Below are 13,160 nucleotides of genomic sequence, written 5' to 3'. Positions count from 1 at the left end.
GCAGCATCACTCGTCTTCTTCCGGTTCCGGAGCCGGGTCCGCCGCGGGTGCCGGGCGATCGGGCTGAACGCATCGAACGATGGGGATCGGGTCGTATTTCACCGTTCGGGTGTTCCGCGAAATTTCCCTGCCCGACGCGGCATCGCTGATCACCCTGGTGTCACTGGCGGTGAATCCTTGGCCTCCACCGGACGCGACGCAGCCTGCGCCTGCGGGCAGTGTCACCGTGTCGGGTGAGGTGAAGTTGGTTCGCGAACCGGTGATCGATTCGACGTCGACCGTCTTGGTTCCCCACAGTCGGACGGTGACGCTGGACGAATCGGCGAACGATTGGATGACCACACCGGTGTCGTTCGGGTTGGTGAACTTCAGGTCGATGGCACCTTCGAAGACCGTCGCTTCGCGCGCCTCGGGGTATCGGCTGATGTAGTAGCTGTGCTCGGTGTGGTCGGTGTCTTCCATACCGGCGAAGTAGGACGCGTTGTAGAGCGTCGTCGCGAACTGGCTGATGCCGCCGCCGACGGCGCGATCGGGTCGACCGTTGTCGATGATCCCCGACTCGACGAAGCCCTGCGCGGTACCTCGCGGACCGGTGTACTCGTTGAGAGAGAACGTTTCTTTCGGCTTCACGAGCGCACCGTTCACGATCTGCGCCGTCAGCCCGATATTGACGCCCGACGCGTACTCGAATCCGCCGGTGGTGTACTCGGCAATCACTTCTCGCACACCGAGATTCTGCGCGGCTTCGGTGGTGAGAGCGGGCGGGGCCGGCTCGTAGATCGCCTCGGTGGTGCGGGGTCCGTCAGCGGACAGCAGGGCAGGCAACTGCTCGAGGGTCTTGCGCCACTCGACCAGCTCGCCCATCTCTCCGGGGACGACGGTCGGTGCACCGCCGGAGAAGGTGAACGACGCGTCCCTCGGCGGTACCTCGGTGCGCACGAGTTGCGGCGCGAGAATGCCTGTGGCGACGTCGGTGTCGTAGATCGGGGTCAGTCCGCCCTGGCCGTCGGGGTCGAAGCGGAGAACCTCGCCCACCCGATCCGTCGGCAGCGTCGCGTCGACGTTCTCGCGACCGGCGACAATCACCGGTGCCTCCACCGCAGGTGCGGCGATGTTCTCCAGCGCCTGGTCGACGGCTTCCTGGGTCACCGTGACGGGAGTGGACTCGTACACCGCTTCCGTTGCGCCCGAGGCCCATTCGGTCTGCAGGTTGCGACGCGTCCCGTCGGCGTCGAGTATCCGACCGGCCAACGGCGCGACGGCAATCGGTGTGCTGCCGTCGAACACGACGTCGCCTTCGACGGGGTCGCGGTCGGTTTCGACCCGCAGGCCATCGACGGCAGCGGTGAGCGCTTGCTCGTCCGTGGTCGACACGACGCCGATCTCGCGGCTGCCGAAGAACGATGTCAGTCGAGTGATCGGGTTGATCGGTTGCGATCCGGCGCGGTCGAGCGTGGCGTTCCAGTCCACACCGAGACCGGCAGCGGCAGGCAGTACCTCGACCTGTCGGTCGCCGACGTCGACCGATACGGGCTGCTCGGCGCGCGCACCGAGCTCCGAGCGCAGGAGTTCTTCGGCGTCGGAGTGGCTCTTGCCGCCGACCTCGATCCCGGCGACGGTCACACCACGGGGTACTCGGTCGCTGGAGGTGATCCAATCCGCCGCATACAGCAGCGTGAGAACCGCAACCACCGCGCCGGTCCCGATCGCGATCTTCCGCCACGGCGGCACGAACCCGGACCCGTCGGCGGCCTGCGGCGCTCCGTCCTCCGGCGGAATCACCGGTGGCTGGACCGGCGACTCGGCCTGGGGAGAAACAACGGTCTGCGCAGGAGCAACGGTCTCAGCAGGAACATCGGCCTCTGCGGGAACAACGGGTTGCGCGATCGTCGGCGATTCGTCGGCTGCGGGCGGCGGTGGAGGGGCCGGGACCGCATCGGGCTTCGCGTCCCCAGCCTCAGCGGCGACGGCGGTTTCGGTGGTCTCGACATCGTCGACGGCCGGGTCTGCGACAGTGGATTCCGCGTCGTCGGACTCGGGCTCAGCGGTGTCGGCTTCCACCTCGGATGCCGGCTCGGGCTCCGTTTCCGGGATCTGCTCGGCGTCGGATGCATGTTCGGGACCGGCCGCCTCGTCGCCGATCGCACCGAAGACCTCGGTGGGAGCGTCGTACGGCGGTACGTCGGGTTTCGGTTCGGCACCATTGGGTGCGTCACCCGACCTACTGTTGCCCTCGCTCACGTTCGACCCTTCCAGGACCACCGTTGGTTGTTCGTTCCGCCCTTCTGCACGGCGTACCCCCGGCACGAGCTTACGCAAACCGAACGGTGACGCTCACTCGGAGACCATCGGCGCAGGAACGACAAAGGCTCCGCGCTGCTGCCGGGTCGGGGGTCAGGCAGCAGCACGGAGCCAACTGGAATATATGCAGGCTGTGCCACCTCGTTACAACGACTGCGAAATTGTCTCGTCAATTCATTCGGTTGAATGATCCACGGGTCGTCGAACTGTCCCCTTGCCCGACGGCTCGGGCCCAATGTCCCGTCCTGACCAGCGCGAGGGTGAGCAAGAGCCGATCTCGCGGATCGGTCAGATCGTGCCCGGTCAACTCCTCGATCCGGTGAACCCGGTAGATCACGGTGTTTCGGTGGCAGTAGAGCGCCTTGGCGGCGTTGGTGGGCGAGCCGTCCGACGCGAGCATGTGCGCCAGGGTGTCGAGCAGCGTTCCTCGATGCGGCTCCGGGTGCGTCCACAACTTTCCGAGAGCGTGGCGAACCAGCAACTCCGACGACTGGTCGTCGGCCGCCATGATCACGCGGGGCAGTCGGTCCGTCGCCAAGGCAACGCCGCTGTCCTCGGTGATGGTCTCGGCTGTCAATGCCGCAAGGCGGTACGCCGCCGCGAACGACGACAGTCCCTCCGGAGAATGCGCGACCCCCACCGGCCCGACAGCCCGAGCAGCGAGCGCGTCGACGACGGAGTTCCACGATCCGGTTCCGAGTGCGACGAGCGCGAACTGGTGGCCGTCCCTGGTGTTCCAATGCGAGACTGCACCGATCTGATCCAACGCGTCCTCGGGTGCCGGGAGCGGCGGCGACCCTTGATCGTCCAGCGGTCCGACCACACAAGCGATCTGTTGCGATGCCGAAAGGCCAAGAGTGGCACGAGCTTCCATGACGAATGCCGGATCGCCACCTCGCCCCGATCGGAGGCCGTCGAGTATCACCAGAACGTTGGCGATATCCCGCTGCTGCATTCGAGCGCTTTCCCGGCGGTATGCCTCGACGAGAGTCTCGTACTGACTGTCGAGCGCACGCCACAACTGTTGACCGGCCACCAGAAGCAGATGCTCGTCGATCCTGGTTCGACGCTGCTCGCGCTCGAGCATCAACTCCTCCCACAGCGTCCGACTCCCGAGCGTGTACGCCTTGAGCACCAACTCCATCGGAATGCCCTGGCGTGCACGCTCCCTGCCGGTACGACGCCACACCTCACGGGTGTTGTCGTTCGCGGTACGTAGCCCCGACAACGTGCGAAGGCCCTGATTGATGTGCTCACGGGTACTGCGCCTGATCTCGCCGGCGATGTCCGGAGTGGAACTGGCCAGGTAGGCGGGTTCCTGCTCGATCAGCGCCAGCGTGATGGAGTCGGCGATCGCGTCGGCCCGTGGCGTCAACGCGGCCCACGCACTCCGAATTTTCTCCTGGTCGGAGTCAGTCACCGCTCCGCGGGCAGCCGAACGCGCCGATGCGCGTCGACCATCGGGAGCACCCACCTGAACAGTTTTGCGCACTGAGCCCACATGACAGGTCGATTTGACCGTTACTGGTGCCCAGGGACCCAAACATTCTGTGCGCAGCGCCCATATCGCCCGTTGTGCGAAACGCACCATAGTGAACGCAACAGATTGTGAGGTGGATCACTTGAACTCTCTTCGAACGAAGGACCCGGTCCTCACCATGGCGGACATCGAGGTGGCCTTCGGCGGCATCGTCGCGCTGTCCGGAGTCAGTCTCGAGGTGCGACCCGGCGAAGTTCTCGGCGTCATCGGGCCCAACGGTGCGGGCAAGACGACTCTGTTCAACGTCGCGTGCGGACTCGTTCGTCCCCGATCGGGAACACTCGGACGACTCGGCGAACCGTTGACCCGGCTACGACCGCACGACCTTCCCCGGCTCGGCATGAGCCGAACTCTCCAGGGACTCGGGCTGTTCGATCGGATGACCGTGCTGGACAACGTCATGGTCGGTGCCGACCGGACAGCGCACACCGGGATCCTCGCCGGCCTCCTCGGCCTACCGTCGAGCGCCTCCGACGATGCCGCCGTCCGTTCCACCGCGATGGCCACTCTCGAACGCCTGCGCATCGACGGCTATGCGCACCGATTGCCACCGAGCCTGCCGTACGCGGTGCGCAAACGCGTTGCGCTCGCACGCGCCCTGGTGAGCGCACCGACATTGCTCCTGCTGGACGAACCCGCCTCGGGTCTGTCCAGTGACGAAATGAGCGAGCTCGGCGACGAGATCCGATCGCTCGCAACGGCACCCACCGATTCCGAACCGGAACGACCCGCAACATCGGTGATGCTCGTCGAACACCACATGGATCTCGTGATGAGTGTGTGCGACCGAATCTACGTGCTGGATTTCGGCAAGGTCATCGCACAGGGAACGCCCGATCAGATCCGCGAGGACCCTGCCGTACTGGCGGCATATCTCGGAAACGAAGTGGCACATGAAGACTGACGCAGCACACCTGAAAATCACCGATCTGACCGTTCGCTACGGCCCGGTCACCGCCCTCGACTCGGTGTCGATGACCGTCGCGGCCGGAGCTGTCACCGCCGTACTCGGCGCGAACGGAGCAGGAAAGACCACTCTGCTGCGGACCATCTCGGGATTGCTCAAACCGGTATCGGGGAGGATCGAACTCGCCGGGGCCGACATAGTCGGCGTGGCACCGGATCACATGTCCCGCAAAGGTCTTGCGCACGTTCCCGAGGGACGTGGCGTCATAGCCGAGTTGACCGTCGACGAGAATCTTCGACTCGGCGCGATGGGACGCAACCGAAGTCACGACGCCGTCACCCTCGACCGCATCTACGACATGTTTCCGCCCCTGACCGGCCGTCGAACGTCCTCCGCACACACCCTGTCCGGCGGAGAGCGGCAGATGCTCGTGATCGGCCGAGCACTGATGGCGACACCGTCGGTGCTTCTGCTCGACGAGCCCTCTCTCGGACTCGCACCCAAAGTCGCCGCACAGATATTCGAGACGTTGCGCGGGCTCGTCGACTCCGAGTCGATGACCGTCGTTCTCGTCGAACAGAACGCTCGCAGCGCGCTGTCGATCGCCGAACACGCCGTCGTCCTGGATCTGGGCAAGGTCGCGGTGGAAGGTCCCGCCGACACCTTGGCCGGGGACGACGCCCTCCGACACGCCTACCTCGGGTTCTAGAGCCGAAAGGACGCCTGCCACAGTGCAACAACTGCTCACCATCCTCATCAACGGCGTGACGACAGGCATGATCTACGCCGCGTTCGCGCTCGCCCTCGTCCTCATCTGGCGATCGACCCGAATCGTCAACTTCGCCCAGGCCCCGATGGCCATGATCACCACCTACGTCGCACTGGTCGTCATCGACGCCGGCTACTCCTACTGGATCGGATTCGCAGTCGCGCTGCTGTGCGGCCTGCTCCTGGGAGCCTTGACGGAGCGACTCGTCATCCGGTTCGTCGACAGCTCGTCGCACATCAACCCGGTCATTCTCACGCTCGGGTTGTTCATCATCATCCACGCGGTGGCCGCCATCATCTTCGGCAACCAATTCCGTTCCTTCCCCGCACCGTTCGGCCTCACCGGGCAGCGGATCGGCGACATGAACGTAGCGCTGACCGGCTACGACATCTTCAAGATCATCGCCGTCCTCGTGGTCCTGGGACTGCTGATCCTGCTCTTCCGGTTCACCGATCTGGGACTGAAGATGCGCGCGAGCGCCTTCGAGCAGGAGGTCGCGAAACTCCTCGGAGTCCGCGTGAGCCGAATGCTCACTCTCGGCTGGGCCCTGGCCGCAGTGGTCGGTTCGCTGGCGGGGCTGCTCATCGCAGGTGGCTCGCTGGTACATCCGGGCTACATGGACTCGATCGTCGTATTCGGCTTCGTCGCAGCAGTTCTCGGCGGACTGGACAGCCCGGCGGGCGCAGTGGTCGGCGGACTGTTGATGGGCATCGGTCTCAGTTTCGTCAGCGGCTATCTCGGTCAGGATCTGGTCTCCAGCGCGGCATTGGTGATCCTGATCGTCGTGCTTCTGCTGCGACCGAGCGGGCTCTTCGCCGGCTCCGCGGCCAGGAGGGTATGACATGAACGCGACTCTCACTCGCCTCACCGCAACACCGGTTCGACGCCACTTCCTGGGCGCTGTCATCGGACTCGTCGTCATCGTGCTCGCCCTCGAATCTCTGAGCACCTTCCGTCAGAGCCAACTCACGTCCGTCGCCTACCTGGCGATCGCTGCCGGCGGACTGACGGTGCTGACCGGGTTGAGCGGCCAGCTGTCCCTGGGGCACGGCGCGTTCATGGCGGTCGGTGCGTACACCGCAGCATTGATGTTGCGCGCCAACGATTCGGGATGGTCGGTACCCCTCGTCCTGCTTGCCGCCACCGTGATCTCGGCAGTGGTGGGCATCGTGGTCGGAGTGGCCGCCGCCCGACTGCACGGGCCGTACCTGGCCGGCGCGACGCTGGCGCTCGCCGTCGCCGTACCGGGCCTGGCCCTGTACTTCTCGGACTACCTCGGCGGCGAACAAGGCCTCGTCGTCCCGGCACCGAAAGTGCCGGAGCTGATCGACGACATGATGTTCTTCGTCACCGGAAACGAGCTCAGCGGAACGAAATTCGTCGCGTACGTCAGCTGGATACTGCTCGTGCTGGTGTTCTTCCTGTTGGCCAACATCTCGTCGAGCCGCATCGGTCGTCGCTGGCGGGCCGTCCGAGACGACGAGGTCGCCGCAGAGTTGTCCGGTATCGACCTGGGCCGCGCACGCATCCTCGCATTCGTGGTCAGTGCGGCCTGTGCCGGCGCGGGCGGTGCAGTGCTGGCGATGTCGGCCCGAATCGCGGCACCGAGCGGCTTCACCCTCACCCTCTCGCTGACCCTGCTCTCCGCCGTCGTCATCGGTGGACTGGGAACCCTGTCCGGCGCATTGATCGGGGCCGTTCTGCTGACCTACATCCCGCCGGTGGTGACCAACCTCGGTCTCGATCTGGGGCTGAGCAGTCTGCAATCGGCCGAACTCGCACCACTGGTGACCGGAATCTTCACCGTCCTCGTCATCCTGTTCGCCCCACTGGGTTTGGTGGGCACGTATCGCAAGTTACGTACAACCAGAAAAGGAATGAAATGAAAAAGTACGGATCGGTGGCGTTCAGAACGACCGCACTCGTCGCCGTCGTCTCGTTGGCCGCGGCGTGCGGTGCAGGTGGCCGAGACGAGGCGACGGAGTCCTCGGAAGGATCGACGGTCGGCATCACCGACACGTCGGTGAAGATCGGTGCCCACTTCCCGTTGACCGGGGTCGCGGCTCCCGGCTACAGCGAAATCCCCACGGGCGCCCAGGCTTACTTCGATTACGTCAATGCCGCGGGCGGCATCAACGGCAGGCAGATCGAGTACGTGGTTCGAGACGATTCGTACGATCCGACCACCACCACCCAGGTGGTCAACGAACTCGTCCTGCAGGACGAGGTGTTCGCCGTCGTCGGCGGACTCGGCACCGCGACCCACAGCGCTGTCATCGACTTCCTCAACGAGGAGGGTGTGCCGGACCTGTTCGTCTCCTCCGGCGCGATCATGTGGGGCAACGATCCAGAGAAGTACCCCAACACGTTCGGCTGGCAGCCCGACTACCAGGTCGAGGGCAAGATCATCGGCGACTGGGTGACCAAGAACCGGCCCGACGCCAAGGTCGGACTGTTCCTCCAGGACGACGACCTCGGCCGCGACAGTGAGGAAGCGGTTCGCCAGTATCTCGACGACCAGATCGTCGAGGTCGTGCGCTACACCTCGGGCAACACCGATGTCGCACCTCAGATCGCGGCCCTGCAAGGTGCCGGAGCCGATCTGATCCTCGGCTTCAACGTGCCCTCGTACACCGCGCTGAGCCAGCTGACCGCCATGCGGCTGAACTACGACCCCGAGTGGTTCTACAGCTCGATCGGTTCCGACGTCGACCTCGTCGGCTCACTGCTGGGCCGCTTCTCGCAGGGTGCGGTCACCGACGGCGCACAGTCGCTCGAAGGGATGATCTCGCTGGAGTACATCCCGGGCGTCGACTCTCCGGAGAACCCGTGGACCCAACTGTGGCAGAAGGTGTGGGCGGAGAACGGAACCGGTGATCCACTGACGAACTACCGGATCTACGGTCTGAGCCAGGCCTACGCCTTCGTGCAGGCACTCGAGGCGGCAGGCGAGAATCCCACCCGTGAGGGCATCGTCGCAGCCATCCAGGACGGCGGAATGGACTTCGAGGGACCGCAGCTGGCTCCGTTCCGGTACTCGGAAGACAGTCACCTCGGTATCTCCGGTGCCAGTGTCTTCCAGATCCGCGGCGGAGTGCCCGAGTACCTGACTCCGGTACTGCAGACGGACATCGACGATTCGGCTGTGGAGGAATACACCGGCGAAGAATCGACCCCGCCGGAAAGCGGCATACCCGGCTGATCACACGAGAAAGGGGCACGCGGATGCGTGCCCCTTTTTCATGTCGTGGTCGGCAGATCCGAAAACCCCTCGATTACCGGATCCGCCGACCCTGTGTCCCCCGATTCGTGAGCAGCCGAAGCTGCAGTGATCAGCGCTCGATGATCGCGGTGACGCCCTGGCCACCGGCCGCGCAGATCGAGATCAGGCCACGGCCCGAGCCCTTCTCGGCCAACATCTTCGCCAGCGAGGCCACGATGCGTCCGCCGGTCGCGGCGAACGGGTGACCCGCTGCGAGCGAGGAGCCGTTGACGTTGAGCTTGCTGCGATCGATGGAACCGAGCGCGCTGTCGAGGCCGAGCCGCTCCTTGCAGTACTCGTCGCTCTCGAAAGCCTGCAGAGTTGCGAGCACCACCGAAGCGAACGCCTCGTGGATCTCGTAGTAGTCGAAATCCTGCAGCGTCAGGCCGTTGCGCGCGAGCAGACGCGGAATCGCGTAGGTCGGAGCCATCAGCAGGCCGTCCTTGAACGATCCGTTGCCATGGACGTAATCGACTGCGGCGGTTTCGGAATCGACCAGATGCGCGAGCACCGGCAGGTTGCGCTCGGCGGCCCATTCGTCACTCGACAGCAGGGCAGCCGACGCACCGTCGGTCAGCGGCGTCGAGTTACCGGCCGTCATGGTGGCGTCGCCCAGCTTGGTTCCGAAGACCGGCTTGAGCGTCGCGAGCTTCTCCACGGTCGATCCCGGACGCAGGTTGTCGTCTCGGGTCAGGCCGAGGAACGGCGTCACCAGATCGTCGAAGAAGCCGCGGTCGTAGGCGGCAGCCATGTTCTTGTGGCTCGCTGCGGCCAGTTCGTCCTGGTCCTCGCGGCGGACGCCGAATTCCTTGGCGGTGATGGCGGCGTGGTCACCCATCGACAGGCCGGTACGCGGCTCGCCGTTGCGCGGGATCTCGATGCCGAGCATGCCGGGACGGACGTTGCCGAGAAGCTTGATGCGGTCGGTGGTGCTCTTGGCCCGGTTCAGGGAGAGCAGGAACTCGCGCAGTTCGTCGTTGACGCCGATCGGAGCGTCGGAGGTGGTGTCGACACCGCCGCCGATACCGGCATCGATGCGACCCGACGCGATGGCGTCGCCGACGGCGATGATCGACTGAAGGCCGGTGCCGCAGGCCTGCTGGATGTCGAAGGCCGGGGTGTACGGGCTCAATGCACTGCCCAGTACGACCTCGCGAGTGAGGTTGAAATCGCGTGAATGCTTGAGCACGGCACCGGCCGCGACGAGACCGAGGCGCTCGCCCTGCAGACCGAATCGCGAGACCAGCCCGTCGATGGTCGCGGTGAGCATGTCCTGGTTGGACGCCAGCGCGTACTTCTTGTCCGAGCGCGCGAAAGGAATGCGGTTGCCACCGACGATTGCGACCGGTCGTAGCTGCTTGCTTGTCACTGACGTCTCCAAACATCGTCGAAAAAGGCCCTGGTGGAGTTTCATCTTACTGGCGAGTAAGTTGGTTGTCGACACCCGGTCGTGCGCCTCGCTCCTCGAGCGAGCAGCGCTGAATGAAAGGTACGACAGTGGCAGCCTCCAAGGGAGCCCCAGATCTCTACTCAACGTTCCTCGCGTCCGCGCCGGGAGCCTTCATCGCCAAGCAGGCAGGCCTGCCGCAGCCCGAGAAGCTGCGCCGCTACAAGGCAGGCGAGCCGCCGCTGGCCGGACCGGTCCTGATCGGTGGCAGTGGCCGCCTCGTCGAGCCGCTGCGTGAGCTGCTGTCGGACTACCCGCAGTCGCAGCCGCACGACGACAAGCACGGTGGACTGGTGTTCGACGCCACAGGAATCGGCAATGTCGCCGAGCTCGAGCAGCTCTTCAAGTTCTTCCAGCCGGTCATCCGCAACCTGGCACCGTCCGCTCGCGTCGTCGTCATCGGCACGACGCCGGAGGAGACCTCGAGCGTCGACGAGCACATCGCTCAGCGCGCCCTCGAAGGCTTCACCCGCAGCGTCGGCAAAGAGGTCAAGCGCGGTGCCACGGCGCAGCTCGTCTACATCTCCCCCAAGGCGTCGACCGGCCTGTCCGGCCTCGAATCCACCCTCCGCTTCCTGCTTTCGGCCAAGTCCGCTTTCGTCGACGGCCAGGTCATCACCGTCGGAGACGCCGACTCGCAGGCACCGGCTTCGTGGGACAAGCCGCTCGCAGGCAAGGTAGCCGTCGTCACCGGAGCGGCCCGCGGCATCGGTGCCACCATCGCCGAGGTCCTCGCCCGCGACGGAGCGACCGTCATCGCAGCCGACATTCCCGCTGCCGGAGAAGCACTGTCGCAGACGGCCAACAAGGTGGGCGGCACTTCGCTCGCACTCGACGTCACCTCCCCCGACGCCGGAGAGGTCCTCTCGAAGCACCTGCTCGAGCGTCACGGCGGAGCCGACATCATCGTGCACAACGCAGGCATCACTCGCGACAAGACCCTCGCCAACATGGACGACGCCCGCTGGAACTCGGTCATCGGCGTCAATCTTGCTGCCCCGCAGCGCATCACCGACGAGCTGGTCGCATCCGGCGCACTCAAGGAGGGCGGCCGCGTCGTCGACGTCTCCTCCATCGCCGGCATCGCAGGCAACCGCGGCCAGACCAACTACGGCACCTCCAAGGCAGGCGTCATCGGCCTGGTGCATGCATCCGTACCGGTGCTGGCGAAGAAGAACATCACCATCAACGCCGTCGCCCCTGGCTTCATCGAGACCGCGATGACCGCGGCAATCCCGTTCGCCACCCGTGAGGCCGGACGCCGCATGAGCTCGCTGCTGCAGGGCGGCGAGACCGTGGACGTCGCAGAATTGGTCTCGTACTTCGCTTCTCCCGCATCGAACGCCGTCACCGGCCAGGTCGTGCGCGTGTGCGGCCAGAGCCTGCTCGGCGCATGAGCACCGTCACGCTCACCGCGCAGCCGAAGACCTCCGACATCTACACCTCGGCTGCGCTCGGCGCGCTGCCGTTCCTCGGATCCCGGTCGTCGTCGGTGCCGAACACGGTGTACGAACTCAAGGGCCTGCGGGTGGACCCCGACAACCTCGCCGGGTACTGCCGGGCGACGGGGCTGCGATTCGGCGATCAGCTCCCGGTGACCTACCCCTTCACCCTCGTCTTCCCGACGGTGATGAAACTGATGGTGTCCAAGGGCTTTCCGTTCGCGGCCATCGGTTCGGTACACGCCGAGAACGTCATCGAGCAGTTCCGTGGCATCTCCGCTTCCGAACCGCTGGACATCCGAGTGCACGCGGAGAATCTGCGCGAGCATCGCAAGGGTTTGTTGGTGGACCTGATCAGCGAGGTCAAAGTGGGACGGGAACTGGTCTGGAAGCAGACCTCGAGCTTCCTGAGCCTGCAGAAGACCTCGCTGTCCGGTGGACCCCGTGAGGCACCGCCCGCCGACGAGGTCCCGCCGCCCCCGACCCGCACCCTGCGCGTCGATCAGCGGATCATCAGCCGGTACGCGGCCATCTCCGGAGACCGAAACCCGATTCACGTATCCTCGCTCGGCGCAAAGGCATTCGGGTTCCCGAAGACCATCGCGCACGGAATGTGGAGCGCGGCAGCCGTCCTGCAGACCGTCGAGGGTCGAATTCCGGAAGCCGTGAACTACAGCATCCGCTTCGGCAAGCCGATCGTCCTGCCCGCGACGATCAACGCCTACGCCGACGCCGTCGGTACCGGCTGGGACCTGTCGCTGAAGAACCCGAAGAAGGGCTACCCGCATCTGACGGGAACGCTGCGGTAGCTGGCTCGAACTCGAAGTTATGGACGGATTTCCTAGGATTTTCGTCCATAACTTCGAGTTCGGCAGGAGCCTAGGTCGTGGCGGTCTTCTTTCCCGCCAGGCCGCGCCAGGCCAGGTTCTCCAACAGGTCCGCTGCGGCGTCGACCTCGATTTCGCCGCCCGCCACGCGGTCGGCCACGGCCTCGCCTGCCCCGACCAACGCGACGGCCATCAGCCCGAAATTCTGCGACTGCTCCGGATCCCTCGTGCTCATGGCGAGCAAACCGGCCGTCAGCTCGATCAGCCGATCCCGGCTGCTCTGCACCTGCGAGGCGAACGCCTGCTGGCCGATCGCCTGACGGTAGAGCACCATCCACGATTTCCGGTTCTCGCCGACGAATCCCAGGAAGCCGATCAGCGCTTTGCGCAGCTGCTCGCGCGGCGTCAGCGTCGGGTCTGCAGCAGGAGTCAGGGCCTCGACGAATTTGACGCCCTCGCGATGAATACACGCCGCGAACAACTCGTCCTTCGACCCGTAGTACAGATAGAGCATCGGCTTGGAGATGGCCGCCTTCTTGGCGATCGAATCCATCGACGTCTCGTGAAAACCGTTGTCGGAGAACACATCCACCGCCGCGTCGAGCATCTGCTGCTCGCGGACGGCGCGGGGCAATCTCTTGGTGCCGCCAGCCATGGACCCTCCA

Annotated in this window: 11 protein-coding genes; 7 read left to right on the top strand and 4 right to left on the bottom strand. The window is 65.3% G+C overall.

Annotated features, from left to right (window positions below):
- Positions 1 to 6: 6 nt before the first annotated feature.
- Together R3P93_RS17355 and R3P93_RS17350 are read right to left on the bottom strand one after the other, a co-directional pair.
- Complete coding sequence (locus R3P93_RS17355; protein WP_317533558.1) at positions 7 to 2,241, bottom strand: VanW family protein; 2,235 nt, start codon at positions 2,239 to 2,241, stop codon at positions 7 to 9.
- Positions 2,242 to 2,470: 229 nt separating this feature from the next.
- Positions 2,471 to 3,721 carry a PucR family transcriptional regulator gene (locus R3P93_RS17350; RefSeq protein WP_317533557.1) on the bottom strand — a complete coding sequence of 417 codons (1,251 nt, stop codon included), beginning with the start codon at positions 3,719 to 3,721 and terminating at the stop codon, positions 2,471 to 2,473.
- Between the two features lie 202 nt (positions 3,722 to 3,923).
- On the opposite strand from R3P93_RS17350, the gene R3P93_RS17345 reads away from it, so the two are divergent.
- Genes R3P93_RS17345 through R3P93_RS17325 form a run of 5 tightly spaced genes read left to right on the top strand, consistent with a single transcriptional unit; the run spans position 3,924 to position 8,719 of the window.
- Entirely contained in the window at positions 3,924 to 4,745 is an 822-nt protein-coding gene (locus R3P93_RS17345; protein ID WP_256989537.1) for an ABC transporter ATP-binding protein, read from the top strand.
- Positions 4,735 to 5,457: an ABC transporter ATP-binding protein gene (locus R3P93_RS17340; protein ID WP_317533556.1), complete on the top strand. Its 723-nt coding sequence runs from the start codon at positions 4,735 to 4,737 to the stop codon at positions 5,455 to 5,457. Before R3P93_RS17345 ends, R3P93_RS17340 begins: the two co-directional genes overlap by 11 nt.
- A 22-nt stretch (positions 5,458 to 5,479) precedes the next feature.
- Positions 5,480 to 6,358 carry a branched-chain amino acid ABC transporter permease gene (locus R3P93_RS17335; protein ID WP_094639203.1) on the top strand — a complete coding sequence of 293 codons (879 nt, stop codon included), beginning with the start codon at positions 5,480 to 5,482 and terminating at the stop codon, positions 6,356 to 6,358.
- 1 nt (position 6,359) lies between these two features.
- On the top strand, positions 6,360 to 7,403 hold the full coding sequence (locus tag R3P93_RS17330; protein ID WP_068049160.1) for a branched-chain amino acid ABC transporter permease: 1,044 nt from the start codon (positions 6,360 to 6,362) through the stop codon (positions 7,401 to 7,403).
- Positions 7,400 to 8,719 (top strand): ABC transporter substrate-binding protein, encoded by a 1,320-nt coding sequence (locus R3P93_RS17325; protein ID WP_317533555.1) that lies wholly within the window; start codon positions 7,400 to 7,402, stop codon positions 8,717 to 8,719. The genes R3P93_RS17330 and R3P93_RS17325 overlap by 4 nt, the downstream gene beginning before the upstream one ends.
- A gap of 130 nt (positions 8,720 to 8,849) precedes the next feature.
- Here R3P93_RS17325 and R3P93_RS17320 read toward each other — a convergent pair whose 3' ends face one another.
- Entirely contained in the window at positions 8,850 to 10,193 is a 1,344-nt protein-coding gene (locus R3P93_RS17320; RefSeq protein ID WP_094612988.1) for an acetyl-CoA C-acetyltransferase, read from the bottom strand.
- Between the two features lie 83 nt (positions 10,194 to 10,276).
- On the opposite strand from R3P93_RS17320, the gene R3P93_RS17315 reads away from it, so the two are divergent.
- Positions 10,277 to 11,623: a 3-oxoacyl-ACP reductase gene (locus R3P93_RS17315; protein ID WP_317533554.1), complete on the top strand. Its 1,347-nt coding sequence runs from the start codon at positions 10,277 to 10,279 to the stop codon at positions 11,621 to 11,623.
- Positions 11,620 to 12,477, top strand: coding sequence for a MaoC/PaaZ C-terminal domain-containing protein (locus tag R3P93_RS17310; RefSeq protein ID WP_094639226.1), 858 nt, complete (start codon positions 11,620 to 11,622; stop codon positions 12,475 to 12,477). Before R3P93_RS17315 ends, R3P93_RS17310 begins: the two co-directional genes overlap by 4 nt.
- 70 nt (positions 12,478 to 12,547) lie before the next feature.
- On the opposite strand, the gene R3P93_RS17305 is transcribed toward R3P93_RS17310, so the two are convergent.
- On the bottom strand, positions 12,548 to 13,150 hold the full coding sequence (locus R3P93_RS17305; protein ID WP_032396646.1) for a TetR/AcrR family transcriptional regulator: 603 nt from the start codon (positions 13,148 to 13,150) through the stop codon (positions 12,548 to 12,550).
- Positions 13,151 to 13,160 lie beyond the last annotated feature (10 nt).

This window comes from Rhodococcus cerastii (assembly GCF_033042195.1).
In the GTDB taxonomy this organism is placed as follows: Bacteria; Actinomycetota; Actinomycetes; order Mycobacteriales; family Mycobacteriaceae; genus Rhodococcoides.
Note: the sequence above shows the minus strand (reverse complement) of the source record. Positions and strands in the feature narration are given on the sequence as shown.

Coding starts and splice junctions, on each gene's coding strand:
- R3P93_RS17340 (WP_317533556.1), top strand. CDS start 4,735: ATGAAGACTGACGCAGCACACCTGAAAATCACCGATCTGACCGTTCGC.
- R3P93_RS17320 (WP_094612988.1), bottom strand. CDS start 10,193: ATGAAACTCCACCAGGGCCTTTTTCGACGATGTTTGGAGACGTCAGTG.
- R3P93_RS17305 (WP_032396646.1), bottom strand. CDS start 13,150: ATGGCTGGCGGCACCAAGAGATTGCCCCGCGCCGTCCGCGAGCAGCAG.
- R3P93_RS17325 (WP_317533555.1), top strand. CDS start 7,400: ATGAAAAAGTACGGATCGGTGGCGTTCAGAACGACCGCACTCGTCGCC.
- R3P93_RS17310 (WP_094639226.1), top strand. CDS start 11,620: ATGAGCACCGTCACGCTCACCGCGCAGCCGAAGACCTCCGACATCTAC.
- R3P93_RS17330 (WP_068049160.1), top strand. CDS start 6,360: ATGAACGCGACTCTCACTCGCCTCACCGCAACACCGGTTCGACGCCAC.